Genomic DNA, 26,241 nt, shown 5'->3' with positions numbered 1-26,241 from the left:
GGTCGGCTCCTCAGAGGGCTATGTAGGCGTCGCGCCAGGTGACGCGGAGGCGGGCGGAGTTGGTGTTGTCGAACGCGGTCCAGCGCATTTCGGACTGGCCGGGCGGCAGGGCAAACAGGTCGATGCGGCTGCTCGGGGACAGGTAGGTGGAGGCGTTGCCGCCGTTGTCCCAGGTGACGGTGCGGTAGCCGGGCCGGGTGTCGACCTCGATCCACCGGCCGGCGGGCACGTTCAGGGAGGGGAAGGCAAGGGAGCGGCCCGAAGCGACGTGGGTGATGGTGACGGTGGCGCACGGCCCGAAAATCCGCAGGATGGGCCAGGCGTCGGCTGTCCCGTTGTTGGTGACCCAGCCGGGCCGGTCCGCGGCGACGGTACCGTCCTGCACGTAAATCGGGGCGGCGACGGGGGCGGCGAACCCTCCGCCGGTGAGCCAGCCCAGCGGCAGTTCGGTGACAGACGGCTCGTCGGCGTAGAACGTCGGGTCGTGAGCCAGCAGCTCGATGTCGAGGGGCACGTAGCCGTGCATGACCTGCCGATACTCGGGGTCGAGCGTGCGGGCCCTGACGGTGAGGCGCTTCACCGGGCGGCCGGGGCGTTTGATGCGCAGCGCCAGGCCCTGCCCGCCGACCAGCCGCACGCTCGCCGCGTCGGTGACGGCCTGCAACTGGGCGACCATGTCGTGGCAGGCAGCCGGGTTCCCGGGGATTTTGATGGCGGCGTCGAACTGGATCTGCCGCCCGGCGAAGTAGTCGGGCCCGGCGAACTGGCCGTCCATGGACGGCTGGTCCACATCCGATTCCCGTACCGGGGGGCGGCCCAGGCCGGTGGTCTCGATGACCTGGACGTTGGTGCCGGCGCCGATGACGACGCCCCCCAGGTCGTACTGCCAGTCGTCAAGCGGCACGGGCGGCCACCCCTCCCCTGCGGGCGCGGCGCACGCTGCGTCCGACCTGCGCGCCGATGTCGGATGCGGACGCCCCCGTGCGGACGGCGGTGACGGTGACGTTGGTGGGGCTGGACTCGCGGACCACGACCACCGGGCGGGTGGCGCGGGCGTCGGTCAGACCGAGGCCGAAGCGGGTGGCGACGTCGTGGAGGACCGGCAGGGCGGTGCGCCGCTTGCTGGGGCTGAGCGGCAGGTAGGCCTCCCCGTGGGTCTCCGGCTCGGCGAACCGGATGATCCCGGCGCGGGTGGCGTACATGCCGGCGCGGAGGCCGCCGTCGGCGTAGGCCTGGTGCTTGTTGGCCTTGCCCAGGTCCGCGAGGAAGCGGGCGGCGCGGCCGCCGAGGCTGGAGCTGATCTGGCTCTTGGCCTTGTTGGCGATGGCGATGATCTCGTCCTCGCCGAGGCCGGTGGTGGCGGCGACGTCGTGGATGCCGGTCTTGCTGGTCTTGATCGCCGCGATGACCTGCACCAGCGCCTGTACCTGGTCGGAGGTGAGGGCGTGGTTGGCGGTCTTCGCCTGGGCGTTGGCCTTGGCGGCCTTGCTCTTGTCTTTCGATGCGGCGTCGGCGATCTGCTGCGCCGCGGTGTCACCCTGCTCCGCGAGTTGCGCGGCGAGGTCGCCGTAGCCCATCGCGGCAAGCTTGGCGAGGTCGGCCGCGAAGTCCTTGTTGACCTTGTTGGCGTTGGTGAGCTGCCGCGTGTAGTCCGTCAGGCTGGCTTTGGCGGTCTTCTGGAGATCGCGTAGGGCCTTGGACATGTCGTTCAGGTACTTCGTGGAGCCGTTGGCCATCTTGTCGGCGAGCCTGGCGCCCTCCTTGCCCATGGAGGCCAGGGCCTCGGCCACGTCCCCGCCGGCCCGGTCGGCGACCTTCTGCAGGTCGGAGTTCCATGCCTGGGTGGCCTTCGCCGCACTCTTGAGCTTCTTCTCGACGGCGCCGATGTCGAAGTACTCGACCTCTTTGGTCTGCCACTTGCCCTTGACCTTCACCTTGACCTTGCGGGTCTTGTTGCCCGCGGAGGTGATGTCGTTGCCGGAGTAGAGGGAGCCGGTCTGGGGGTCGTAGCGCCAGTCGGTGACGTTGCCGGCGGCGTTCCACTGGATGGAGGACGGGTCACCGCCGAGACGGCTGACGATCTCCTCGGTGATGGCACGGGAGCGCGGTCGTGCTGACCTGCGGAACGGCACGTAGCCCTCGCCGGCCGTTTCGGGCTCGCCCCACACTCGCCAGGATCCGGCGGGGGCGATCTGCGCGACGTGCTGGTTGGGCCGGTCGCCCGGCTCCATGCCGCCGCCGGCGTAGTAGGAGACCCGGCCGCGGCGGGCGGGGCGGATGCCGCCGTTCGCGTAGTAGTCCCACACCCCGCCTTGGGCGTTGGCGAGCTGCGCGCCGTGGGAGCCGGAGCGGCGGGCCTGGCTGCCGGTGATCCGGTAGTGGGTGGTGATCGTGACGGTCTTGTTCCGCAGGGAGGCGATGGCCCCGGCCAGCGCGCTCACGTTGGCCCGCTGGCTGCCGGTGGGCACGGTGATGACGACGTTCTTGCCCTTGGTGTCGCGGATCTTGAAGCCGAGCAGCTCCAGCTGGTGCCGGGCCGCGGAGGTGGGCGCCGACATCGTGATGGTCTTGCCCTTGGTGGAGGCGACCTTGGCCTGCACGTTGGAGAGGCTGTTGATGGTGTCCTGCGTGTGCGCGCTGATCGTGATGGACTTGTCGGCGAGCTTGTCCCGCAGGCCCTGCACGCTCGCCAGGGACGCCTCAGCGGTCGCCGTGCTCGCGGTGACCTTGAAGGAGCCGTCCTTGAGCCGGGTGACCTCGAATCCCAGGCCGCGCAGCATCGACTGAGCGTCCTCGGTGAGCGCCTTCACCTTCACCGACTTCTCGTCGGGTGTCTTCTCGATCTCGGCGATGACCGCGTCGAGGCCGGCGACGGCGTCCTCGGTGCGCATCTCGACCGACGTGGTCTTCTTGTCGGGGATGCTCAGGTAGGAGTCGGCGAGCGCCTGTGCTTGCGCCTTGGACAGGCCCATGGCGTCCGCGGCCTTGATGAACGCCGCCCGGCCGCGTTCCTGGATGCTGCTGACGTACTCCCAGGACTTGCCCTGCTCGCGCGCCGAGGTGGCCGCGGCGTCGGTGTTGGCGGCGAGGTCGGAGAGGACCTTTTCGGCGGCGCGGGCCTTCTCCGAGCCGAGGTCCAGCTCCCCGTCGCGCATCTTCAGCGCCCCGGCGTGCTGCTTGAGGGCTTCGGTGGTGTCGTCGATGGACTGCTCGAACGCGCTCATGGCCGACCCGGCGGCGCGGTTGACGTCGTTCAGGGCGACGATCGCCTGCCGCAGCCCGTCCGCGGACGCCTTCTGCGCCTCGAGCTTCGCGGAGGTCTGCTGGGCGGCCTGCCCGAACAGGCCCATGGACTGGGCGGCGAGCTCCTGCTCGAACTTGGCGTCGGCCAAGGCGGACTTGTAGTCGTCCATCTGGGCGCGGATCTCGTCCGCGGAGAAGCCCTGGGAGCGCAGCTTGGAGGAGAGCTTGTCCAGCGCGGCGGCGGCGAGGTCGGCCTGCCCGTTCTTCACCAGGTTGGCGAGGGCCTTGTCGACCGCGTCGATGTTCTCCTTGGCATCCTTCACCGGCGTGGAGTCGGTGCCGAAGAAGCTGACGATGGACTGCTGGACCTGATCCAGGCCCTTGGGATCGGTGACCTTCTGGAGGCTGTCAGCGAGGCCGGAGAGGTCCTTGCCGAAGGAACGGGCCGCCTCACCGGTGACGCGGCCGGTGCTGCCCAGCTCGCGCAGCGAGGTGGTGAGCTTGTCGACGTCCGGGGGCGCCTCCTTGCCCATCTCGGACAGCTCCGACAGGGCGATGAGGAGGATGCCGATACCGGAGGCGATGAGGGTGGCCTTGGCGGCCGTGCCGAGCGTGCCGAACGCCGCGGCGAGGCCGGCCATGCCGCCGCCGGCAGCGGTGGAAGCGGCGCGCAGCGCGGTGAGGCGGGTACCGAGGGCGGCGACCCCGCCGGCGATGGCCGCGGCCCCGGCGCCGGCCAGCTGCACGAGCTTCAGCCCGGCGGCGACCTGGATGATGATGCCCACCAGTTCGGGCGGCAGCGCCGCCACCAGCTGGGCTGCGGCGGTGACGAGGGTGAGCAGGCCGGGCCCGGCCTCAGCGGACGCCTGGAGCAGCGTGACGACGGCGTCAGAGATGGCCGACAGGGCTTCGCGGGCGGCGGGCCCGTTCGTTCGGGCGTAGTCCATGAACGCGGCGATCGGCCCGGACTGGAAGGCGCCCCCCTCGGACAGGACCCGCAGGAAGTGCATGACGCTGTCGGTCATCTCGTCGAGCTTCTGGCCGGAGAAGTCGGCGAACTTGTCGGCCATGCGGTCGAAGCCGGGGGTTTCGATGGCGCCGCCGGCGACGGTGATGAGCCGGTCCAGCTGGGTGGAGGCGTTCTGTACGTGCGGGCTCAGGCGCGGGATGAGCCGGTCCAGGACGGTGATGCCCTTGGTGAGGGGCTCCATGGTGAAGCCGGACATGTCGTCCGACCAGGCCCGGAAGTTGGACTTGAGGTCGGCGAGGGCGATGGCGGCGCGCTGCGCCTCCGGGGGCAGCTCGGCGAGCATCTGCTGGTACTGAAGCTGCGCCTTGATCGCTTCCGCGGAGGAGCGGCCGTGCTCCCGGACCGCGTCGTCGTACTTCTTCTGCGCGTCGGCGACCTCACCGAGGCGTTCGACCTGCCCCGCCAGGGCCACACCGAACGCGGTGGCGCTGACGCCGGCAGCACCGAACAGGCCGGGCAGAGGCGCCAGGCTGGTCGACAGGCCGGCCACGAGGGGGACGGCGGCGGGGGCGAGGAGCAGCAGACCCTTGAGGGCTTGCATGGACGATCCGCCGCCCAGACCGCCGCCCCCGGAGCCACCGGTGAGGCCGCCGACGCGCCCCCGGAGCCCGGACAGGCGGCCGGTGACGCGGGTGAGGGAACCGTCCAGGTCGTCGAGGTCGCCGCGGAAGGTGCGGGTGCTGGCGGACAGGGTGTCCAGGCGGTTGCGCCCCGTGCCGGCCGCACGGTTCAACGAGCGCAGGCCCATCGTGGCGGCGAGGGCCTGGTTGCGCAGGACGTCCAGTTGGTTGCCGGCGTCCCGGGTGGCGTCTTGCAGCTGGTTGAGGGTGCGGGTGGTGCGTTCGGCTTCTTCGCGGAGGGCGGCGAGGCTGGCGGTGCCGTTGACGTTGAGGTCGACGGTGAGGTTCTGTCCGCCGGCTGAGGTGAGTGCGGCCTGCACGTCGGCCCGGAGCCGGGCGGCGTCCACGTCGAAGCGGATGCGGATGCCCTGCCCGGCCCCGGCTGCGGTGAGCGCGGCCTGTACGTCGCTGCGCAGGCGGCGAGCATCGACCCCGAGACGGATACCGAGGCGCTGGCCGCTGCCGGCAGTGCTGAGCGCGGCACGCACGTCATTGCGGAGACCTCGGGCGTCGGCTCGGACGCGGACGCGGATGTCGCGGGAGGCTTCGGCGCGCAACCGGCTGATGTCACGGCGCAGCGTGTTGACCTGGCGGGAGGCGTCGCGTGCGTCGCGGGCGGTGGAGCGCAGGGTGCGTGACAGGTTGGAGCCCTGCCCGGTCAGCCGGACACTCAGGTTCCACTCGGACACGGGTGGGCTCCTTCCTGCTCTAGTGGCGGTGGTTCTTGGCGAGTTCGAGGGCTACGGCGACGCTGGTGGGGATCAGGGCGACCTTCACTCCGTGGCCCTCGTCTCCGTCGGGGACGGTCTTCTGCTTGTCGGCGAGGAGCTGGCAGCCGATGCAGCGGTGGGTGGTGGCCCGGTAGGCGTCCTCGTCGCCGCCGACGGCTTCGTCCCATTCCTCGGGGCGGGTGCCGCACTGGGGGCAGGCCCGTTTGAGGTAGTCGGCGTAGGCGAGGGCCTTGCGCCGGTCGAGGTCGGACCATGTGCCATCTCCGTGCCCGCGGAACCGGCTGTGGGGCATGCCCCACTTGTGGCACAGCTCCATCTCGGCACGGAATTTGGCATCTGAGATCAGCCTTTTCCCAGGTCGGAGCGTCGGGTCTGCTGCACGGCCCAGGCGGCGTTCCACAGGTCCTCGGCGTCGACCCAGGACCAGGTCTTCATGGCTTGGGTGGCGTACTCCAGCGGCATGCCGTCCACCGATGCGGCGGCGATGAGGGCGGGGGCGAAGGTGTCGAAGTGGAAGTCGCGGCCCTGCTCCTCGTCTTCCTCGGTGGCCGGGTGCTTGGCCTGGAGGTCCTCGAGCTGGCCGCGGTCCAGCGCGGTGAAGGTGAGGGTGACCGAGTTCGCCGTGTAGGCCTCGGTGGCTTCGTCGAGTTCGGCGGCCGCCACGATGACCTGGTTCTGGACGTGGGTCTTGGCCTGCTTGTCGGCGTCGGCGGTCAGGGCGCTCTGGTACTCGACGGCCGCGGCGTGCTGCCTCTTCGCGGCGAGGTAGCGGTCCCGGATGTCGGGGTCGGAGCACAGGGTGAGGGTGCGGGTCGGCTTGGGCATGCCGTCCAGGCGCTTCTGGAGGTTGGCCCAGTTGGTGCTGCTCATGTCGGGTCCTTGGGGGAAGGCCCGGCCGGGCGCGCGCGGCGCCCTTCCCAGTACGTCGGGCACCCGGCCGGGGGTTGGTGGGGTTAGGGCCGTTGCCGGGCGGGTCAGGTCAGGGTGGGCACGGTGCCGTTCTGAAGCGGCCGGTCCGTGATCGTGAACTGGACGGTGACCTGGGCGGCCTCGTTGTCCGCGGTGTACGCCTTGGAGTTGCTGACGACCGTGACGGGGAAGACGTCCATGCCCTTGGCGCCGGTGGTGAGGCCCTTGGAGAAGATGACGACGAAGCCGCTGGTGCCCTTGGCGAGGTCGTTCTCGATGTCGTCGGCGGTGGAGTCCTCGTACAGGGTCCAGGAGCTGTCGGCGGCGGAGTCGTCACCGCCGATCTTCGACACGAACGTGGACGCCATGTCGGGGGTCTCGATCGGGGAGTTCTCGATGCTGAACCCGTCGACCGCGGCAATCTGCGGCGAGTAGTCGGTGCCTGCGGTGATCTCCGCGCCGGTCGGCACGAGCGTCCCGGAGGCGATGGTCGGCAGGAAGTAGAACTTGCTGGTTCCCTTGCGGTTGAACCTCATGAGAATGGCCCCTCGCGGATAGGGGCCGAGATGTGGGGCCCCTGCTACACGTGTCTTTGTGTGGCGGCCACCTGCTGGTGGCGTCCGCGTGGGGTCCCGCCGCGGTGCGGTGCATGCCCCGCCTGGTCAGGCGGTCTTCTCCAGGTACAGCCGGTACCTGATCACACTGGTGATGATGCCATCGTTCGGATCAGGCGTTCCCCCCGCTTCCCTGGCCTCCCGTTTCCAGCACTGCACGCCGGGGCCGACGTTGATGGGGTGGGCGTAGCCGGGGCTGCCGTCAGCGGGGCGTTCGACGACTCTCCAGCCGCGGTCGGTGAGCCACTGGGCCTGTTCGTCGCCGCCGCGGCTGTCCGGGACGCCCGGGGCGGGCCCGGACACGAAGGTGGCTTGGTAGCCGACGACGATGGCGGTGTTGTTGTCGGCGAGGGTGTTGGTGTCGTCGCCGCGGTCCAGCGGGTCGAGGATCGTGTACGGCGGCGGCACCGGGAGGCCGTTGTCGTCGAGGGGGACGGTGCGGCGGCCGACGGGCCGGCCGGTGAGCGTCTCAAGAAGCGCCTGGAGGCCGTCGGTGACGGGCAGTCTGTCGATCACGTCAGCTCCCGAAGATCCGGTCCAGGGCGTCGTGGAACGCCTGCTCGTACTGGGTCGACAGTTCGTTCACCGCGGGCTCCACGTGCGGGAAGGGTGGCTGCCGGTAGAAGCGGCCCAGCGAGTCGTACATGTTCATGAACCCGTACTCGAGACGGCGTGCTTGCGGCTCGTTGGTGCCGACGTCGGCGCCGCCTCCGTCGGGGACGGGGAACGGCTCCCGCTTCCACGAGCCGCGATAGTCGCCGCTGATGACGTTCGGGCCGGGACGGCCTGAGGCGTTCTCCATGATCAGGGCGCGTAGGAGGCGGGCCTGCTGCTGCACCGTGCGGTCCGTTTCCGGGCCGACCCGGGCGGCGGCCTGCTCCAGGCGGGGGGCGAGGTCCTCCAGGTCCATCAGGTCACCTGACCTGTTTTGGTGATCTGGTCCAGGCCGGTGATGCGGACGACGCCCAGGGTGCCGCCGGCGGACGGGTCGAGGGCCCGCCACTGCCGGCCCAGCAGGGTGAGGTCGCCGCCGGGGTGGACGGCGACGACGGTAACGATGGTGTCCCGCGCGGCGATGGGCGCAGCCAGGGGGGTGAGGGCCCGGTAGCGGGAGCGTGTCTCGCCGGGCCAGGGCAGGTTCGCGGACGGGTCGGCGGTGACACCGTCGGAGGTGCCGGCCAGCTGCACGGCGCCGATGCCCTCGTAGATGAGGTCGCCTTCGGGGTAGGTGTAGGTGCCGCTGCCCGGGTCGAAGACGGGCTTGCCTGCGCCGGGGGTGGTGAAGCGGACGGTGTCCAGCAGGATCAGCCCCTCGACGAGGTTGGCGATCCCGGACAGGTCGATGCCGGCCATCAGGCGTCTGCCTTTCCGCCGCGGGCCCATTCGGTGAGCGTGGCGAGCATGGCCCTGGCGGTGGCGCCCTGCCCGCCGCCGTAGTCGGCCCGGTTCAACGCCTGCTGGTCGAGGAGGACGGGATCGACCTCGGCGAGGAACGCAGCCACCAGCTCGCCGGGGCTCTTGCTGACGCCGACCGCGACCCGGGCGAGGCCTTCGAAGACCAGACCGTCGGGCTGGCGGGTGTGGAGGACGACGAGCGGGATGCCGCCGGCGATGTCGTGCTGGAGGGTGTATCCGGTGACGGTGCCGGGCGGCATGGGGGTGCCGTCGAGGGTGATGGTGGCGTGGCCGGGCTGGGCGTCGATGCGGACGCCGTGCGCCTGCGGCTCGTCGGGGCGCTCGGTCATTCGGTATCCGCCGCGTCGTTCATGGCCGCTTGCTTCGCCGCACACGAGGCGCGGTAGGCATCCCACCCCTGCCATGAGGGGTCCGGGTCGATCGGCGCTACCTGCTCAACCCAGCGTCGGTAGGTGAGTGCTCCGTCTCGGGTCTTCCAGTTCATGTCCCGGCGGCCCTGGGCGTCTTCGTAGTACTCGGTGAAGCCGATGACCTGCCGTCCGGTCCGGTCGCCGTACACTACGGACTCCACCGTGATGGTGTCCCGTGTGACACGACGCGGGTCGATGCCGTTGGCGCGGAGCCAGGCGGCCACTCGTTGCCGTTGCTCGTCGCTGATTGGCTGCCCCTCAGCGACCACGGTGACGATGCGGCGCTCAACCGGGTGGGGAACGGGAGTGGTGCCCGGCTCTTCCAGTGGCAGCGCGATGGGGCCGTGGGTCTCCTCGCAGCCGTCCTGCTCGGTGATCAGGCTGACGGTGGCTCGCACCACTTGGTGGTCGTTGCCCAGGGCCGCAGTCAACCCGAGTGCGTCTAGCTGCTGGCCGATCATGCCACTCGGCTCGCTCATGGTCGTCTTCCTCGTCGTGTCATCGCTTCGCGCGTGGCTGGTGTAGGCGATTGGGGCGGTCACAGGAGGGCTCCGGTACGGATGTCGGTGCGGCCGATGAGGTCGACGCGGGGCAGAAACTCGCGAATGCAGTGCGGATGACTCGTCGGGTGTGCCAGTGCGTCCTGGACCGTGCGCAGCGTCCGGTCGGCCTTGTCGCCGTCCTCATGACTGGCCCAGCCGCATCCGTTTCCGTCACGGACCTCGAGCCATTCGGTACCCAGCTGCTCCAGAGCGGTGCGGGCCGCGGCGGTGTTGGCGGTGGTGACCGTCTGCCAGGTGATCGCCGCCCGTGCCCACGCCCCGACGGGGTGCCGGTGGTCGTTGGCGTAGATGACGGTGTCCAGGGGGTGGGCGCGGCGCAGCGCGGCGGGGTTGAAGCGGTCGCCAGTGCCGCGGGCGGCGTCCTGGGCGGCGCGCAGGAAGGCGCGGGCTCGGCGGAGGGCTTCGTTGATGCGGGCAGTCAGGTCGGCGTAGTACTGGGCGGAGAGGGCGGTGACCTGCTGTTGGTGGGTGAACGTCCAAGAGAAGCGCACCCAGGGTTGGGTGGAGTTGTCGAGGAGGGTGTGGGCGCCTTCTCGGTAGACGAGGGGCAGGTCGACGGCTGCCCACCGGTCGGCGAACGCTCCTGCCTGCCGATTGAACTCGGCGAGGGCTTGGTTGAACTCGGTGATGGCTTCGCGGATGCGGGCGCGGGCGGTGTGGCCGGGGCGGATGCGGGAGAGCCGGCCGAGGAGGCGGGTCTGAGCGCGGGTGAGGATCGACCAGGCTGCGCGCAGGCGGGCCGTGGCGTCGGAGATGTAGGCGAGGAGGCGGGAGCGGAGGGTGCGGCCGCGACGCTGGACGGGGGTGGTCATCGGCGGGGCCTTGCATGCAGGTGGAGCATGCCGATGCCGCCGCTGCTGCCGCTGCCGTCGATCGGGTCGTCAGGGGCGGGTGGCTCGCCGTTCTCGAGGGCGTTGATCTGACGCTCGTAGGCGCGGATGTTCTCGGCGAAACCAACCGACACAACACCGGAGACGTTCACGGTGGCGGGCTGGGTGCGGAGCGCGGCAAGGCGTTCGCGCAGTATCTCCAGAGCTACGGCGCGTGCGGTGCCGAGGCGGGTGTAGCGGGCCTCGAGGTCTATCTGGTCGGTGGTGGTGCCGAGTTCGGCAAGGAGCCAGGCTCGTACGGCGGCGTCCACTCTGGCCTCCTGTGGGGCGGGGTGGGGCGGGAGGGGTGGTGCGGGTGCGGGCCCGCCCGGTTGGCGCCCCCACCACAGGGGGCGGGCCCGCACACCGCGTTAGTCGCCGCTGGTGCCCTCGTCAGCGGCGCTCCGGCCCCGAGCCGGCTTCTTGGCCGCGCGCTTGGCGGCCGGCTTGTCGGCGTCGTCGTCACTGTCCTTGGACGGTGCCGCTTCGGCCTTGTCCCCGCTGGTGGGGGCGTTTCCGCCTTCCCAGGCGTCGGGGTTCTTCACGAGCGCCGCGTACTCGGATGCGGGCTCTTCACCGGCCCGAAGGTGCACCATCTGGCGCGTCTTTGGGTCCTTGACGAAGGTGTCGGTGGCGAGCTTGGCCATCAGAACACCTTGGCGGTGATGTGGATGTCCGGCACGTACAGCACGGGCATCGCGACGGCGGAGCCCTTGGTCCACACCTGGACCGGGTCGTCCTGCCAGCCGTGGGTGACGATGATGCCGGGGGCCTCTTCGAGCTCGATGGCGGGGTTGTCGCCGGTGGTGAGCGCGATGGACTCGGCGGTGATGCCGTACTGGGTCTCGCCCCACTGGGTGCGGTTGGGCGGGACCATGACCCAGCGGTCCTCGGGGATCGGGCGGGCCATGGTGCCGTCGTCCTTGGGGATCTGCACGTCGTAGATCCGGATGGGCGGCAGGTTGTAGCGGGCGCGGACGGTGTCGACCTCGTTGGGTGCGAGGGTGGCGGTCGGCGTGTTCGACGGGTTGACGCTGCCGTAGTAGGCGGCGCGGTAGGCGTCGTTGCCGGCGAGGAGCGCGCGGGCCTTGTAGGAGGTGTAGACGGCTTCCGGCATGGGTGCGCCGGAGGCGCGCAGGACCTCGAGCCAGGCCAGTTCGTCGGCGAGGGCGTCGGCCGTGGGGTCGGTCCAGGCGGTGGAGGCGGTCGGCATGTTCGCCGAGGGGACCTGGGCGTCGTACTCGATGGTGAGGCCGTTCTCGCCGGCGAGGGTGAACTTGCCGTCGGTGAGGAGGTCACCTACGGCGAGTTCGAGGCGGGAGCGGATGGACAGGGTGTGGGCGGCGGTGTCCTCGTAGAGGGACTCCACCAGTTCGGAGGCGTCGGCGCCGCGGCGGGCGGCGAGGAGGATCGTCTCCAGTTCGCCGACGAGGTACTTCTGGCCGAGCGGGGGCAGCATGCCCTCGGTCTCGATCCGCTTGACCTCGCGGGAGGCGACGGGGGTCTGGGCGTCGTAGGCGCGGTACTTGGCGGCGTTGACGCGGCGGCTGGTGCGGCGGGTCTTGAACTTGACGCCGTTGATCTGGCGTTCCGGCATCACGCTGGCGGTGAGCGCGTAGTCCGCGGGGGTCTGCACGGCTCGCGCGAACGCGATGATCTCGGTGGGGGTGATGTCCCTGAGCAGGGCCTCAAGCATGGGGGTTCACGCCCTTTCTCAGGAGAAGAGGATGGAGTCGGTGCGGTTCGCGGCCGCGGGGACCGTGAGCGCGACGGGCAGCTTGTCGACGTCGACGTCGCCGTGGACACGCAGGGCGGCGCCGACCTTGGTGGAGCCGGTGTTGAACGCGGTCTCGGTGTCGAGGAGCCCGGCGAGGATCTGGGTGCCGTCGGAGGCGCCGGATGCGTAGGGGGCGTACAGGCCACTCGCGGTGATCTTGGCGAGGGGCAGGCCGGACTTGAGGCGGTTGGGCAGGCCGTTGGCGGCCGCGGTGTAGTGCGTGTTGGCCGTGAACTTCGACAGGTCGAGGGTCACGGTCTTGTTCATGTCGGAGCCGTGCAGGGACAGCAGCCAGGGGCGGCTGGCAGTGACGGTCTCCGTCGTGGTGATCGGCTGGATGTCCACGCCGGATCTCCTCCCGTGGAATGGGTGGGTGCACGAAGCGGGGTGCGGACACCTGCGGGGTGTCGTCCACGGGGGGAGTTGGGAGGGCGTGGTCCCTCGGTCTGTTGTGGCTGCCGGTTAGGCGGCGTCGGCGGGCCTGGCGTAGCCCATCTTGCGGGCGCGTTCCAGGGCGCGGGCGCGGGCGTCGTCCTTGCTGGGGGTGGTGCGGGCCGGGGGTGCTGCGGCGGGGGCACCGCCGGGGGCCGGGGGAAGCTGGTTGGGGGCCTGGGCGGGCTTGGCGCCGAACAGTTCGGGGCGGCGGGTCTTGAGCGCTTCGGCGGCTTCGCGCAGGGCCTGGTCGTCGGCGTCGTCCGCGACGCGCAGGAGGGCGGCGGCGTCCTCGAGGTCGTCTCCGGTGGCGCCGAGCCCGGCGAGGACGGCACGCCGGTTGGCGGCCCGCTCGCGGGCGACCGCGGCGGCTTCGCGGGCGGCGAGTTCCTGCTCGCGCTGCTCGAGTTCCTGGCGGCGCCGCTCGTCTTCGGTGAGGGCGTCCTGCTGGGCCTTGCGTGCGGCCGCGACGAACGTCTTGACGTCGTCGGGGTTGGTGAAGCCCAGTTCCTTGGCGAGGTCCTCGAGGGCCTGTCGGGCGCCGGCGCGCTGGCCTTGGGCCTTCTCGCGGGCGGCTATCCGGTCGAGGTCGTCTTGGGTGAACTGCGGCGTGGGGGTGGGGGTGGGAGGCGGTCCAGGCTTGGGCGGGTCCGCGGGCGGGTTGCCGCCGCCGTCGTTGTAGAACACGGCCAGCGACTCGGTGCCGCTGTAGGGGTGGGCCCAGCCGAGGGCGGCGGCGTGGCCGGGACGGTGCGCGGGGCGACGCATTGGTGACAGTCCTCCCATGGACAGTTCCTCAGGCCCCGCGCCTAGATCACAGTGCAGCACAAAAGTCACGGTGTGTTCCCCCCGCTTCCCTGCGGCGGGTCCTCGTCGTCGTCCTGCGGGTCGTCGTCGCCGGCGGCGGGAGGCAGGACCACGGGCGGTGTGTCGGGCTCGTCGGGGGCCTTGCGGCCGAGGAACGCGGCGACTTCCTCGGGGTTGCCGAGGGCGTCGGCGAGGTTGCGGGCGTCGGCGAAGGAGCGGGCGTCGATCCGTTCCAGTTCCTTCTCGGAGTCCTCGATGGGGAAGCCGGCCTCGATGAGCATGCGGATGCCGGTTTCCTTGCTGATGACGCCCTTGTCGACGCCGTTGGTGACCTGTTCGAGGATGCCGGCCTTGTCGGTGGGCTTGTACGGGCCGAACACCAGCTTCGCGGGCTGGACGGTGATGCCCGTCCAGTCGGGGTGCTGCCCGGCCAGGTGCAGGCGCTGAACCATCTTCAGCAGCAGCGTGTACTTGTGGTCGCGGGCCAGGCGCATGGATCCGATGAGGGAGTCCAGCGGGCCCAGCGAGATGTCCAGGGCATAGCCGGAGGGGGCCTTGGACGGGTCGACGGTGCCGAGGGCTACGGCGGGGAGGCGGGAGACCTTGGCAGCGCGGTCCTCGAGGTCGTGGACGTGCTCGCGCAGCTCTCGCAGGGCGGAGGAGGTGTCGACGGCGGTGAGCTTGCCGTTCTCGCCCAGCTTGAACAGCGACCCCGGGCCGACGTCGAGGTGGTTGCGGGTGTCGGTGACGCCGGATATGGCGACCATCGGCAGGCCCGTGGTTGCGGAGGCGCGGGAGGAGTCGGTGTCTGAGGAGGCGAGTTCGTCGAAGACTTGCAGGACCTTGGCCAAGGAGGACTGGCCCCAGTGCTCCTCGGCGGGGGGAACGGTGTTGGGGACGTGCACGACCGGTATGAAGTCGATCAGCAGGTCGAGGTGGTCGAGGACTTCGCCGTCGGATCGGGTCGCGTAGGTGGCCTTGGCCAGGGGCAGGGAGTCGACGTCGATCTGGCCCTTGAGGTCGTCGAGGTTCCAGGTGGCGTCGGTCAGGTAGCAGGTGATCGTGGTGGGCTGGTCGTTCCACGGGTACAGGCGGCTGATGCTGCCGCTGCCCGGGTCGAGGGTGTCGCCCTGGCCGAGGACGGGCACGAGCTGGCCGTCGGCGTCCTCCACGGTGAGCGGGGCCCGTACGGCTCGGCCTTCCGCGTCGGCGCCGGCGGCGGTGGCGGGGCCGATGGGGGCGAGTTCGTAGGTGATGCGCCGGATGCGGGCCTTCAACTCGCGCCGCGGGTCTTCGGGGAGTTCCCAGGCGAAGTGGACGCGGGTGGGGAACTCGCCGCCGTCGTCGTCCTCGCCGATGACGGGGAAGTAGAAGCCGGGGTCCACGCTGCGGACGGTGGCGCGCTGCTTGGCGGGGTCCCAGGCGAGCCGGTACACGCCGTCTCCGAGGGCGACGGCTTTGCGTTCGGTCTGCTGCACGCGCATCGGCAGTAGTTCGTCGGTGGCCCAGTCCCGCAGCAGGGTCTGGACGCGTTCGGCGAGGGCGGTGTCGGTGTCGCTGTCGGGGTCCTCGGCGCCGGGCACGGTGATGGTCTGCTCGCGGCCCAGCACGAGCGACATGATGGAGTCGATGTGCAGGGACGGGTCGCCGAACTCGCGTTTCTCCCGTGCGGTGGGCCCGTCGAGGACCTCGGCGAGCTCGGCGGCCTGGTTGTTGTCGTAGGCGGCGAGCAGCTTGTAAGCGGCGAGGCGGCGTTCGTCGGCGGCCGGCACCCAGGTGGCGCGGGCTTCGGGGAAGGCACGGCGGTGGGGCATGCCGCGGGGGTCGGCGTAGATCGGCTTGTAGTTCAGCCAGGACCACGCGTCGATGGTGACGCGCTTGAGGCCGGACATGAGGCCCACCGCTACTCCCCTGCTGCTCAGGCCCCGCGCCTGATCATCAGGGTACGGGCGTGCGCGATCCGGGTTCCCCCGGGTGGAGACCTTGGCGGGGGTAGGGGGCGTCAGAATCCCCCTACCCTGCGCAACTTGCGCCGGAGCATGATTTTGGGTTTATGCAGGTCACGGGACTGACCACAAGTCAGCAGGCGCGAAGTTTTGCACAGCGGCCCTGAGTTGGGCTTCGCCGTCTATAGAGTGGCAGATACGGCGTTTCCAGCGCCTCTGCGCCCCGGCCGGGCGCGGAGGGCATTCGGCCCTCCGGGACTACCTCCCGGGAGGAGGAAAGAGTGCTGGAAAACGAACCGCCGGACTATGACCGGTGGGCCTTCTACGTCGCCTGTCTGGACCTGGCCGTCCAGCTGGCGATCTGGCTCACCGCATAATCCGGCGTCCGTGCTGGGCCGCTCCCGACGGGGGGCGGCCCTCTCTCTTGCCGCTGTCAGCGAGCCCGGGGACTCGTTGACTGGCTGTCGGCCAACCAACGCATCTCCCGATGCGTTCTGATTGGCTCTTAGCCAACATACCCCGCAGCCGCCGTCCAGCAATGCGGATCCGCAATCCGCGGGGACGGGAATTACGTCTTCACCATCCGTGAACGCTGTAAGCGTCGGGCTGTCCGGCTTAGCGGCGTCCACGCAGACGGTTGTCGCTGTAGTGCTGGCTGCCGAGGCCTTGCTGTGTTGGGTCTGCCAGCTCGGTTAGGGCGTGCACTGCGGCGTCCATCCGGTCTGGGGAGTCCATGCCGGGCAGCCAGGTCACCATCTGCCGCTCAAGGTCAGGGAACTCACCCACGTGGTGGACGTGGCCCTGCTCATAGAGCTGGGCGATCGGCTCAGCGCGCAGTCGCTTGCCCTGCTTGGCATTGACCTCGATGATCCGCGGCATAGGCCGACCGCCGGTGCGGCCGGAGCGCTCGAGCTCCTGCCATGCCTGGATGAGGACCTGGCGGGTCATGTCGCCGCCGAAGTTCGTCTCCACGACCCAGGCGTCTGCGTCGCTGTCGAGGGCGAGGAGGCAGGCTTCGGTGCCCCAGGTGTTGGCGCCGTGCCGACCGGATCGGTCAGCGAACAGGTACAGCTCGCCTGTGTGGTCGCGGCCTGCGGCGATGATGCCGGTTTCGTCGTTGGCGGTGCCTGAGCCGCCGGAGGGGTCGATGGCGACGAGGCTGCGGGTGAGGTCGACGCCGCGGAACGCTGAGGGGCTGAGCCGGTTGCCGGTGATCCACGCCCACTGCCAGACGCCGCCTTCCAGCGGTCTGGGCTGCTGCTGGTAGAGGGCCCACCAGACGCGTTCACCTACGGATTTCCGTATGCGGGCGTAGTCGTCTTCGTTGTACCGCTCGGGCCAGAGGGCCTGGCCGGGCTGGCGGCCGAGGGGGTCGTCGGCGGTGAGGGCGATGGCGGGAAGGTCGATGACGATCCAGTCGTCGGGTTCTTCTTTGAGGAGCCGGCCGGAGAGGTCGTCGTCGTCCCAGCGTGTGTTCACGAGGAGGACTGAGCCTTGGGGTTCGAGGCGGGTGAGGAGGACGGACTGCCACCAGTCCCAGACCCGTTCCCGCTGGGTGGGGCTGCCCGCGTCTTCGGATCCTTTGAAGGGGTCGTCTACGCAGGCTACGTGCGCGCCGCGGCCGGTGAGTGGGCCGCCGACGCCGGCGGTGACCATGCCGCCTTCGTGGCCGTCGATGTCGAACCGGTTGGCGGCTTGGGAGCCGTATTTGAGGTTGATGCCGAGGGTGGGGGCGTGTTCGGTGATGGTGTTGCGGATCCACCGGCCGTGGTCGTCGGCGAGGTGCGCGGCATAGGAGGCGAGCATGAACCGGTGGTCGGGTTGCCGGCGCAGGTACCAGGTGGGTCCCCAGCGTGAGGTGCGGCGGGACTTCCCGGCGCGTGGGGGCATGGTGACCATGGCGCGGATGCGTTCGCCGTTGGCGATGCGCTGGTAGATGCGGTCGATGATGTCGAGGTGGCGGGCCTGCATCTCCTTGCCGTGGGTGATGACGGCGGCGAGCGCCCCGGGTGAGCGGTCCATGGCCATTTCGGCTTCGAGGGTGGCGAGCTGGGCGCGCAGGTCGTCGGAGGCGTGGCGGATGATGTGGCGCCGCTGGTCGGCGGGTAGGGCCCGGTAGCGGGCGAGGAGGCTGTCAGCCACTGCCGTCGCCGGGCTGTTCGCCGGGGGCGTCCTCGGGGCCTGGGGCGGGGCCGGCGTTCATGATGGCATCGAGTTCGGCGTCGCTGGCCTTGCTCATCTGGAGGGGGCCGCCGCCTGCGCCGGTGACTTCGGTCTTGGCGGGCATGTCGAGGCCGTTCAGCTTGGCGCGGCGGTCCATGAGGCGCAGGACGGTGTCGACGGCGCGCATGTCCAGCTCGTGACTGATGACGTTGCCCTCTTTGTCGAAGACCGGGGAAGGCTGGGTGGCGCGGGGCCATGCGGCCTCGAGGAGGGCGTCGAGGCGTTCGTTCTCCTGCTGCCGGTAGAGGCTGACTTCGGCGGCTTCGGCGTTGCGGTGGGCCTCGAGGGCGCGCTTGAGGTCGCTGCGGGCGACGTCGGGGCTTGAGTAGCCGAGGGCTGCGATGCGTTCGTCGTCGTAGCGGATGCCTTGCCGGCGCAGTTGGAGGAGCTTGGTGCGGCGTACGGCGACTTCGTCTTGCTTGAGTTTGGACCAGGGCATGGCGGTGGGGCTCCCGCTGTGTGGTTGTCAGGCCCCGCGCCTAGTCGGATGATCGCTGATTTCGGGCGGAAGGTTCCCCCGGGTGTGGGACAGCCCCGCGGCCCAAGGGGGGTGGGTGCGGGGCTGTCGGTGCTCGGGTGCCGGGGGGGGAAGGGTGCCCGAGCGGCTGTGGCACGGCCCGGTCCTTGGTAGGGCGCGGGGACACCGGTACCGGTGGTCCGGGCCGTGCAGTTCTGATGCTGCCCTACCGGGGGCGGTTTGTCTGAGGCGCCTTCCCCCGGCGGCTATTCGACTTCGGGTGCGGGGCCGAGGGCCCAGGTGCCGCGTTCGGGGCCGCGGTGGATGAGGTCCTTGCGGCGGAGGTTGCCGAGGGTGTTGTCGAGGGTGGAGCCGGTGACGCCAGCGAGGCGTCCGATGTCGACCCGGTGGATGTGCCGGCAGACGGTGTCGGACTGGGCGCTGGTGAGCACTTCCAGGATGCGTTCCTCGGCGGTCGGGGTCCTCGGCTGGCTGATCGTGACGTGCAGAGTTCCCGACTCGCGACTGCCTGCCGGTACAGAGTGGGCTTCTGCGGGGAGCCGGGGTTGCCGTAGGGAGGCGTCAGCGGCCTTGCGGCGGGCGATGTAGTCCTGGACGCGTGGGGAGAGCACGAACCACTCGGTGTTGGCGATGCGGTCGCATTCGAAGTGGTGGTGGAGGGCCTTCTCAAGATCGTGGCCGCCTTGGAGGAGGAGGACGGCGTTGCTCTTTCGCAGGGATAGGGCGCTGACGCGGGCGGTGATGTTGGTGCTGGTGCCGATCTTGACTCTGTCGCCGTTGGTGAGGAAGTAGACGACGGCGGGGTGCGCGGTCTGGTCCCAGACGTTGCCTGGTGCGAGGTTGGCCTGCTCGATGTCGAGGCCCTTGGTGGTGTGGCCGGTGAGGGCGTTGGCGTGGAGTCGATCGGTGACGTTCAGCGAGATGGCGAGGGCGTGCTGGCGGCATAGGAGGAGCGGTTCGTGGATGAAGGGCGGCTCGATGCAGCGAAGCACAGCGCATAGGTTCAGGTTCATCAGTTGCGCTCCTCTGCGATGGCACGCCCGAGACCGACGCGGACGTTCTTGCCCTCGGCGACGCGGTGGATCTTCCCAGCGGTCTCGAGCTTGCGGAGGGCGTTGGCGAAGGTGCCTTCCTTCAGGCCGGTCGTGGTGAGCAGCGTCGTGCGGTCCGTGTAGGCGATTTCGAAGTCGTCCTCGTCGATGCCGTCGGAGCCGTCGAGGTACTCAAGGTGCAGCGGGTCGGCTTCGTCGCGGAGGGCGGAGAGCACCTTCTCCTCTGCGGTGAGCTCCTTACGGGCGGGCAGGTCGGCACCCGGGGCCATCACGGGGCGGCTTGCACCGTCCTCGTCGTCGGCGTCGCCCTTCTCCTCGAAGCCGGGCAGGGGCGTGTTGGCCAGCTCCTCCATGACGTCCTCGTCCCCCCACCAGGGCACGTCCTCGGGAGCAGCGACTAGCTCGGGGCGGATGTGGGGGGTGGCGTCCTCGAGGGTGTCGATGCGCATCATGCCGGCGCGGCCGCCGGGTGCGGCAAGGTAGCCGAGGCCGAACGTACGGCGCGGGTCGTTCTCGGGGATGTCGGGGTCGTAGATGAGGGATTCGTCTTCGGTGGGCCACACGGCTGGGATCTGGGAGGGGTCGATGCCCTCGAAGCCGGTGGGGAGGTCGCCGAGGTTGACCTGGTCGGAGTCGGTGCGCAGGATCAGCCAGGCTCCGCCGGCGAGGAGGTTGGCGCGGATGGCCTGCTCGCCGCCCATCTGGTCGAGGTTCACAGTCTGGGTGACGAGGCACCACGGCATGCCCATGGAGCGTCCGAGGGAGGCTCCGGCCTTGACGATGTGGACGGCTTCGGCGCGGTTGGGGACCTTCGGGCCGAGCATCTGGGGGGCTTCGTCGAGGATGGTGGGGCACCAGGGGCGCATCTTGGAGGGCTGGAAGTTCTTCAGGTCGAGGCGGGCGGCTTCTTCGATGCGGTGCTGGAGGACGTGGTAGGAGAGGCGCATGGCGCCGAGGGCTCCGTAGCGCTGGAGGCCGGAGTAGGCGGCCATCTTGGGGATGGCGGGGTTGGATGCGCCCTTGGGGTCGGCGTAGAGGATGGCGGCTCCGTTGGCGTGGTAGCCGAGGGAGATGACCTGGACGGCTCCGCCTTTGCCGCTGCCGGTGGTGCCGGCGACGACGAGGTGGAGGGCGCCGAGCTTGGGGTCGAACATCTGGAAGCGGGCGGGGTGGCCGGAGATGATTTTGCCGATGGGGAACCATCCGCCTGCGGAAGCCTTCATGGAGTCGAGGCCCTGGAAGTCGTGTCCGGCTTCGAGGGGGTTGGAGTCCATGACGCGGATGATCGCCTTGCGGACGTTGTTGGAGTTCGGCTCGTAGGAGACGAGCAGGGGTGACTTGCGGAGGTCGCCTGCGAGGTCGGTGAGGTCGGGCTGCTTGAGGGCGCCCTTCATGTCGTCGTCGGCGACGACCCAGGCGGCTTTGCCGCCGGTGTTGGGGTCGTCGGTGACGTTCTCCAGATGGGTCTTGGGCATGGTGCCGCCGGAGCAGGCGACGCGCTTCTTCCAGGCGCCTTCGAGGGTGTCGGGGTCGAGTTCGGCGGGGGCCTGGTGGTTGACGGTGATGCGTGCTTCGCCGGAGTGGTCGCCGTGGGCGAGTTCAATCCAGCCGGGGTTGCGCCGGTAGACGGAGGAGACGGTCTCCTTGGTGACGGTCACCGCGGCGCCGGCGGGGGCGAGGATCCGGGCGGTCCACCGATTGGTGTAGACGGTGACGTCGGTGAGGACCTGTCCCTTGTGGATGCCGCTGTCGGGGTTGCTGATGTGGCGGTGCCAAGCGGCCATGATCTCGTCGGCGGCGGTGATGGGTCCGACAGTGTCGTTGACGGCAACAGCCTGCGGTCCGGCGGGCCCGTGCTGGAGTGTTTTGCGGCTGAGGATGCGGCGGAGCTTGAGGGGGACGAGAGCGACGGCGGCCCACCAGCCGAGGGAGAGGATCCCGGGCACGGGGTTGGAGGCGATCTGGGTGACGCCGAGCATGAGGAGGTCGGTGGCTTCCGGGCCGCCGATGGTGCCGAGGCCGAGAGCCATGCCGGAAGTGATGGTGGCGATGCCGAGGGTGTCGCGGTGGGCGCGGGCGATGTCGATAGCGGGCAGGTCGTCGGCCCAGGTGCCGAGGTGTCCCGTGAAGTTGGCGGCCACGAATGCCGCGCCGGCCAGGTAGGTGCCTCCGGCGATGGTGGCGGCGGAGGGTTCGAGCATGGGGGCGAGGACGCCGGTGGCGATGGGGAGGAGAGTCTGGCCGATGGCTGCTGCCCGCTCCGCGGTGTCGGTGCTGGGCACGGTGCGGGTGTTCGTGGACACGGGTGGGGCTCCTTGTTGGGTGGGGTGCGGCCCGGGGTCGGTGCCCCGGGCCGGGGTGATGGATTGGCGGGCTATTCCTGTTCGAGCCAGTCGCGGGAGACGTTCTCGAGGCCGGTGACGGTGGAGCGGTCGAACGCTTCCTGGAAGCCGCCGTGGGTGGTGCGAGCCTGGTCTCCGGCGGCCTTGGCGGCCTTGGCGGTGTCGGCCGTCTTGGAGGCGTAGGTGATGGCGCCGTCGGATACGCCGCGGATGACCTTCGCGAGTTCCTGGCATTCGGCGATGGAGTCGCGGTCGACGGACTTGGCTCCGAGGGCGTCGGCGTCGCGGGCGGTGTCGTCGGCGTGTTCCTTGATGTTGTCCGCGGCCAGGCGGACGCTCTCGGCGTGGCGGGCCAGCTTCCTCTCCTTCGCCTGGACAGCGTGGGTGAGGGCCTTGTAGGTGAGCTCAGCCATGGGGGCTCCTTAGCGAGTTCAGGCGGCGGGGGCGTAGGTGCCCTTGTCGTTGTAGAAGCGGAGCTCTGCGGGCTTGGTCTCGTCGCTGTCGACGACGGCCTTGTACAGGGGTGCGTAGCGGGTCTGGATGTTGGTGAGGACGACCTTGCACATTTCGGCGGCCCGCTTGGCGCGCTTGGCGAGTTCGGCGGCTTCCGCGGTCTGGTTCTTGGCCTCGTCGGCGAGCTTGGTCAGCTTGCCGACGAGCTTCTCGCCGCCTTCAACGCTCTTGGCCTTCTCGAGGAGGTCCTGGCAGTCCTTGGCTTCCTTCTCGGCTTCCTTCTCGAGCTGCTTGCACGCGTCGGCGATCTTCTGGAGGTTGGTTTCCTTCGCTTCGAGCTTCCGTTCGTACTGCTTGAAGTTGCGCAGCTCACGCCTGCCGTAGGTGGCGCGGGTGGCGTCGGCGCCGAGGGTGAGGGTGTTGGCGTCGATGCTTTTGACGGTGAGGGGCTTGACGTCGGTGGTCACTCCGTCGTCCTCCTGTTCGGTGACGATGACGGGCTGGGGGCGGCCGGTCTGTGTCTTGGCGTCGTTGGCGGCAGTGGTCTTCGGCTTGTGCTTGTCGTGGGCCTTGTCGAGGCGGGCGTGGTCACGCGCGTTCTCGTCGCGTTTGTCGCGGTAGCCGTCGACGGCGCCGTCTTTGTAGGCCTTGACGTGGTCGACGACCTGGCGGACGGCGCTGCCGTCCTTGTGGCCGGTCTCGCGGGACTTCTCCAGCGGAGTGCGGGTATCGGGCTGCCCCTGGCGGTGCTTGGTGTTGTGAGCCGTGCCGGCGCCGGTGTCGTTCTTGCCGGGCGTCTTGCTCGGCTTGGCGGAGTCGTTCCTGCCGTTCTTCGTGGGCGGCTTGGCAGTGTCCGTCTTGGAGCCGCCGCCAGTTCCCGGGCCGCCGGCAGCACCGGCCCTCGGAGTCTTGCCGTCCTTGCCTGCGGCGCCGCTCTTGCCGCCCGCTCCCTGCTTCCCAGGACCGCCGGATGCGGATCCGGCTCCCCCGCCGGTGCCGGGGCCCTTGCCCGGCCCCTTGGCGCCGGTGTCCTTGGAGGCCTTCGGGCCGCGGATGGCGCGGTCCTTCCCGCCGTGGGGGTCCTTGCCGCTGCTGGTGTTCTTGCCCGGACCGCCGGCGCCATTGGAGCCGCCCGTACCGGCAGCGCCCTTCCCGCCCGAGGCAGGGCCCTTCGTACCGGTGCCCTTGCCGTGGCCGACGGAGTCCTTGTGCCTGCCGCCGGTCGAGCTGCTTCCGTTGCTGCCTGAGCCTCCCCCAGACCCGCGGCCGCCGCCGGATCCGCCGCGGCCGGCCCCGCCCGAACGGTTCCCGGAGGAATTCACCGGGCCCTTTCCGCCCGTATTGCCGCCGGATTTACCGGAGTTTCCCTTCGGACCCGCACCAGATCCGCCGGAATTACGCACGGGGAGGATTCCGCCGGACTTGTTGACCGTGGTCGTGCGTGCTTCCTTGACCTGGTTAGCCTGCGCCTGGGCCTTCTTCAGGTCGAGGCGCTTGTTGGCGGTGCCGCCGCCTTTCGCCCAGCGCTGCGCTCCGGCCAGCCACCATGCTTTCCAAATTGATCCCTGGGCTTTTCGTTTCTGGCCGGTGGGGTCGTTGGTGGAGGCTTGTTCGGTGTCGTGGAACGACGCGGAGGACTTGCCGGGGGCGGAGCGGTCCAGGACCCCGTCACCGGCGTCGGGGTGGGTGGCGTGGCCGGTGGTTGGGGTGAGGTCGAAGGTGGCTCGTGCGGGCTCCACGGGGGCCACCATGGCCGCGAGGAAGCCCTTGGCGGGCTTGTCTGCGCCGGTCTGGGTGGTGGGTGTTCCGGACGGCGGGTCGGGGGGTCCGGGGATGGCCGCGGGGACCGTGTCGGTCGCCATCATTCCTCACTCTCTGTAGCTTCATTCCTCATTCACTCCCGCTGTGAAGACCCTCAGGGATGGATCATGGGGTGCCGGGTGAGGGCTTTCAGCGGCGTGAGCGAGTGAGGAATGAACGTTGACGGTTACTGTGTGTGAGCCTTCTTCATGCGGTTGGCACCCAGAGCGACGAGCAGTCCGCCACCCACCGCGATGCCCACGAGACCGGCCGAGTTGATGCCGCCTGAGCCGCTGCCGGCCTCGTTCGCGGACCCCGCAACGGCCATGTCGGCGCCCGTCGTGGTGCCGTCCTCACTGCCCCGGAACTGGTCCTGGCAGTCGGCGACGACGGAGCTGTAGGTGACGCCCATCTGCTTGCCGACCAGGCCCTTGTCGGCCTGAATGCACGCGTTGATGAACTTCTTGCGGGCCGCGTCCTCGGTGGCCTGGTTCTTCTTCTGCGCGGCGGTCGCCTTGTTGATTTCCTTCAGTTCCTGGATGCGCAGTTCCTGCTGCCTGAGGGCGAGTTCCTGTGCCTTCACTTCGTTGGCGGAGGCTTCGGCGGAGTAGTCCTGCCAGGCGAGGATTCCACCACCGGCGAGAACGGCCGCGCCGATAGCGAGGGCGGTCTTTCCCCGCTTGGTCAGGCCGGGCTTTACCGGCTGCCCGGTGTATCCATACGGGCTTGTCTGGGGGGCGAATTCGGGGCCGAATTCCTGGTTGAACTGCTCGGGGGTCACTGCTCATTCTCCGTTCTTGCGTGCCGAGTGGGCTGACAGGGTGATCAGGTGCTTGACCTGCGGGAACGTGCGGTCGCCGTAGTCGTTCCAGGCGAAGAACGGGGTGTGGATGCCGTTCTCGTGGAGGGTTTGCTGCATGTAGTCGACGGCCCGGTTCCGGGCGGTGGGGGTGACGTGTCCGGTGTGCTCGAGGAAGGTCTGGGCGCCGCGGATGCACATGCGTCCGGTGGGGCTGAAGTCGAGGGACTTGCACCAGCCGTACCGCTCGAGGACGGCGAGGGTCTGGGTGAGGTGGTCGGACGGGATGAGTGGTACGGGGTTCTGCCAGAGGCCGAGGGCGGCGGCGGTGTTGCGGATGCCGGCGGGGATGAGCAGGTGCCAGCGGGTGGGCCAGTCGGGGGCGGTGACGGTCGGTGCCGGGAGGGGGGCCGGGGCCGGCCGGTGGGTGGTGCGGGCGGGTGCCGCGGACGGGGTGACCGTCTGCGGCACGGGCTGGGTGTGGGCGGGGTGCACGTTCTCCTCCTTTCGGGATCAGGGCGGATGGTTACGCGTTGTTACCGGTGACCTTGGTGTGGATGTCCTTGTAGAGGGCGCGGATGTCGTCGGTCTTCAGGCCGTAGCCGGCGTCGCGCCAGGCCTTCTCGAAGGCGTTCTGTGAGGGGGCGGGGCCGGTGCCGCGGAGGTCGAAGTAGAGGTCGAACGCGAGCTGGCGGCGGTCGGTGATGCCCCCGTCGCGCCTGCTGCTCGCCTGCGCCTCGCCCGTGTTCGCCTCGGGCGCGCTCTCCTCGGGCCTCTGGGTGCGCCCTGCTGCGCCCTCGCTGGTCAGAGCCCTGATGTCGTCCGGCGCGGTGTCTAGTGCGCCCTGCGCCTCGTTGGAGGGGCGCACCTGGCGCAGGGAGCGGAGGGCGTAGGTCTCGGACCGGTCGGGGAGGGTCTTGAAGGCGCCCATGCGGTCGATGCGGGTGGTGATGGTCATCTCGGTTCCGAGTTGGTCGAGGGTGTCGTCGAGGCCGTGGAAGGCGGCGTCGCCGGCGCGCATGAGGGCCTTGTCGTAGGAGCGCTGGCTCATGTACCAGGGCTTACCGAGCGTGGCGAGGGCGATGAGCTTGTCCTGGGCGTTGCGGCGGCTGATGGCTTCGGCGTCGGCGCCGCGGGATCCGATGCCGAGCTTGCTCTCGAGTCGCTTGAGGCGGTCGCGCCACCAGCGGGCGAGGATCCCGTCGGACTTGAGCTCGATCTTGCCGAGCTTGGATTCGAGACCGAGGAGCTTGTGGAGTCCGTAGGCGAGCATGACGGGGCCGACGATGCGAACGAGGGCGGTGCCCAGGTCCTCGCCTTCGAACCTGGTGACTTCGACGGCGCCGATGGCCTGGGCGAAGACGAGGGCGTACACGACGCGGGCAACGCTCTTGTCGTTGAACGCCCAGGAGTACACGGACAGGCCGAGGACGATGGCTTCCAGGGCGAGGCCGATAGTCATGTGCCAGGGCGAGTCCATGTGGAGTCGCGTGAGGGCGAAGCGGGCGCTGGTGTTCGTGGAGAGGGCCAGGCCGGCGATGACAACGAGGCCCATGCCGAGGAGGCCGGTGAGGGTGCGGCGCTTCTTCTTGTCGACGGGCTTGCGGCGGGGGGCGCGGGTCTTGGCGGCGAGTCGGTAGCCGAAGCCGAGGGTGGTGAGGGCGAGGAGGGCGGCCCATGCCTCTACGGGCACCTGTGCGGCCGCGTTCTGCACTTGGGTGAGCATG

At 69.9% G+C, this 26,241-nt stretch carries 26 protein-coding genes; all 26 read right to left on the bottom strand.

Annotation, left to right across the window (positions count from 1 at the left end):
- Positions 1 to 10: 10 nt before the first annotated feature.
- A complete protein-coding gene (locus tag ACZ4M5_RS33475) occupies positions 11 to 904 on the bottom strand; it encodes a phage tail family protein (RefSeq protein ID WP_467742645.1) in 894 nt (297 codons plus the stop codon).
- Positions 894 to 5,582: a hypothetical protein gene (locus ACZ4M5_RS33470; protein WP_467742643.1), complete on the bottom strand. Its 4,689-nt coding sequence runs from the start codon at positions 5,580 to 5,582 to the stop codon at positions 894 to 896. The genes ACZ4M5_RS33475 and ACZ4M5_RS33470 overlap by 11 nt, the downstream gene beginning before the upstream one ends.
- A gap of 19 nt (positions 5,583 to 5,601) precedes the next feature.
- Positions 5,602 to 5,916 carry a hypothetical protein gene (locus tag ACZ4M5_RS33465; RefSeq protein WP_467742641.1) on the bottom strand — a complete coding sequence of 105 codons (315 nt, stop codon included), beginning with the start codon at positions 5,914 to 5,916 and terminating at the stop codon, positions 5,602 to 5,604.
- 50 nt (positions 5,917 to 5,966) lie between these two features.
- Positions 5,967 to 6,494, bottom strand: coding sequence for a hypothetical protein (locus tag ACZ4M5_RS33460; protein WP_467742639.1), 528 nt, complete (start codon positions 6,492 to 6,494; stop codon positions 5,967 to 5,969).
- A 104-nt stretch (positions 6,495 to 6,598) separates the two neighbouring features.
- Positions 6,599 to 7,069, bottom strand: coding sequence for a phage tail tube protein (locus ACZ4M5_RS33455; RefSeq protein ID WP_467742637.1), 471 nt, complete (start codon positions 7,067 to 7,069; stop codon positions 6,599 to 6,601).
- A 126-nt stretch (positions 7,070 to 7,195) separates the two neighbouring features.
- Positions 7,196 to 7,663 (bottom strand): hypothetical protein, encoded by a 468-nt coding sequence (locus ACZ4M5_RS33450; RefSeq protein WP_467742635.1) that lies wholly within the window; start codon positions 7,661 to 7,663, stop codon positions 7,196 to 7,198.
- Between the two features lies 1 nt (position 7,664).
- On the bottom strand, positions 7,665 to 8,057 hold the full coding sequence (locus tag ACZ4M5_RS33445; RefSeq protein WP_467742633.1) for an HK97 gp10 family phage protein: 393 nt from the start codon (positions 8,055 to 8,057) through the stop codon (positions 7,665 to 7,667).
- A complete protein-coding gene (locus ACZ4M5_RS33440) occupies positions 8,057 to 8,500 on the bottom strand; it encodes a DUF6093 family protein (RefSeq protein WP_467742631.1) in 444 nt (147 codons plus the stop codon). Before ACZ4M5_RS33440 ends, ACZ4M5_RS33445 begins: the two co-directional genes overlap by 1 nt.
- On the bottom strand, positions 8,500 to 8,892 hold the full coding sequence (locus tag ACZ4M5_RS33435; RefSeq protein ID WP_467742629.1) for a hypothetical protein: 393 nt from the start codon (positions 8,890 to 8,892) through the stop codon (positions 8,500 to 8,502). Before ACZ4M5_RS33435 ends, ACZ4M5_RS33440 begins: the two co-directional genes overlap by 1 nt.
- Positions 8,889 to 9,452: a hypothetical protein gene (locus tag ACZ4M5_RS33430; protein WP_467742627.1), complete on the bottom strand. Its 564-nt coding sequence runs from the start codon at positions 9,450 to 9,452 to the stop codon at positions 8,889 to 8,891. Before ACZ4M5_RS33430 ends, ACZ4M5_RS33435 begins: the two co-directional genes overlap by 4 nt.
- A 59-nt stretch (positions 9,453 to 9,511) precedes the next feature.
- Positions 9,512 to 10,348 carry a hypothetical protein gene (locus ACZ4M5_RS33425; protein WP_467742625.1) on the bottom strand — a complete coding sequence of 279 codons (837 nt, stop codon included), beginning with the start codon at positions 10,346 to 10,348 and terminating at the stop codon, positions 9,512 to 9,514.
- Positions 10,345 to 10,677, bottom strand: coding sequence for a hypothetical protein (locus tag ACZ4M5_RS33420; RefSeq protein ID WP_467742623.1), 333 nt, complete (start codon positions 10,675 to 10,677; stop codon positions 10,345 to 10,347). Before ACZ4M5_RS33420 ends, ACZ4M5_RS33425 begins: the two co-directional genes overlap by 4 nt.
- Positions 10,678 to 10,776: 99 nt before the next feature.
- Positions 10,777 to 11,052 carry a hypothetical protein gene (locus tag ACZ4M5_RS33415; protein WP_467742621.1) on the bottom strand — a complete coding sequence of 92 codons (276 nt, stop codon included), beginning with the start codon at positions 11,050 to 11,052 and terminating at the stop codon, positions 10,777 to 10,779.
- Complete coding sequence (locus ACZ4M5_RS33410) at positions 11,052 to 12,101, bottom strand: major capsid protein (RefSeq protein ID WP_467742619.1); 1,050 nt, start codon at positions 12,099 to 12,101, stop codon at positions 11,052 to 11,054. Before ACZ4M5_RS33410 ends, ACZ4M5_RS33415 begins: the two co-directional genes overlap by 1 nt.
- 18 nt (positions 12,102 to 12,119) lie before the next feature.
- Positions 12,120 to 12,527, bottom strand: a complete 408-nt coding sequence (locus ACZ4M5_RS33405; RefSeq protein ID WP_467742617.1) for a head decoration protein — start codon at positions 12,525 to 12,527, stop codon at positions 12,120 to 12,122.
- A gap of 117 nt (positions 12,528 to 12,644) precedes the next feature.
- Positions 12,645 to 13,382 carry a hypothetical protein gene (locus tag ACZ4M5_RS33400; RefSeq protein WP_467742615.1) on the bottom strand — a complete coding sequence of 246 codons (738 nt, stop codon included), beginning with the start codon at positions 13,380 to 13,382 and terminating at the stop codon, positions 12,645 to 12,647.
- A gap of 65 nt (positions 13,383 to 13,447) precedes the next feature.
- Positions 13,448 to 15,313, bottom strand: a complete 1,866-nt coding sequence (locus ACZ4M5_RS33395) for a hypothetical protein (RefSeq protein WP_467742613.1) — start codon at positions 15,311 to 15,313, stop codon at positions 13,448 to 13,450.
- Between the two features lie 669 nt (positions 15,314 to 15,982).
- On the bottom strand, positions 15,983 to 17,509 hold the full coding sequence (locus tag ACZ4M5_RS33390; protein WP_467742611.1) for a terminase large subunit domain-containing protein: 1,527 nt from the start codon (positions 17,507 to 17,509) through the stop codon (positions 15,983 to 15,985).
- Positions 17,502 to 18,029 (bottom strand): hypothetical protein, encoded by a 528-nt coding sequence (locus ACZ4M5_RS33385; protein ID WP_467742609.1) that lies wholly within the window; start codon positions 18,027 to 18,029, stop codon positions 17,502 to 17,504. Before ACZ4M5_RS33385 ends, ACZ4M5_RS33390 begins: the two co-directional genes overlap by 8 nt.
- Positions 18,030 to 18,313: 284 nt before the next feature.
- Entirely contained in the window at positions 18,314 to 19,081 is a 768-nt protein-coding gene (locus tag ACZ4M5_RS33380) for a GIY-YIG nuclease family protein (protein WP_467742607.1), read from the bottom strand.
- Positions 19,081 to 21,423 carry a type IV secretory system conjugative DNA transfer family protein gene (locus ACZ4M5_RS33375; protein WP_467742605.1) on the bottom strand — a complete coding sequence of 781 codons (2,343 nt, stop codon included), beginning with the start codon at positions 21,421 to 21,423 and terminating at the stop codon, positions 19,081 to 19,083. The genes ACZ4M5_RS33380 and ACZ4M5_RS33375 overlap by 1 nt, the downstream gene beginning before the upstream one ends.
- Positions 21,424 to 21,494: 71 nt before the next feature.
- Positions 21,495 to 21,875, bottom strand: coding sequence for a hypothetical protein (locus tag ACZ4M5_RS33370; protein ID WP_467742603.1), 381 nt, complete (start codon positions 21,873 to 21,875; stop codon positions 21,495 to 21,497).
- A gap of 18 nt (positions 21,876 to 21,893) precedes the next feature.
- Positions 21,894 to 23,780: a hypothetical protein gene (locus ACZ4M5_RS33365; protein ID WP_467742601.1), complete on the bottom strand. Its 1,887-nt coding sequence runs from the start codon at positions 23,778 to 23,780 to the stop codon at positions 21,894 to 21,896.
- Positions 23,781 to 23,902: 122 nt separating this feature from the next.
- A complete protein-coding gene (locus ACZ4M5_RS33360; RefSeq protein ID WP_467742599.1) occupies positions 23,903 to 24,496 on the bottom strand; it encodes a hypothetical protein in 594 nt (197 codons plus the stop codon).
- A 3-nt stretch (positions 24,497 to 24,499) separates the two neighbouring features.
- Positions 24,500 to 25,009, bottom strand: a complete 510-nt coding sequence (locus tag ACZ4M5_RS33355; RefSeq protein WP_467742597.1) for a DUF6197 family protein — start codon at positions 25,007 to 25,009, stop codon at positions 24,500 to 24,502.
- Between the two features lie 31 nt (positions 25,010 to 25,040).
- Complete coding sequence (locus tag ACZ4M5_RS33350; protein WP_467742595.1) at positions 25,041 to 26,240, bottom strand: hypothetical protein; 1,200 nt, start codon at positions 26,238 to 26,240, stop codon at positions 25,041 to 25,043.
- Position 26,241: the final 1 nt, after the last annotated feature.

This window comes from Streptomyces sp. NPDC026246, assembly GCF_055567995.1.
Note: the sequence above shows the minus strand (reverse complement) of the source record. Positions and strands in the feature narration are given on the sequence as shown.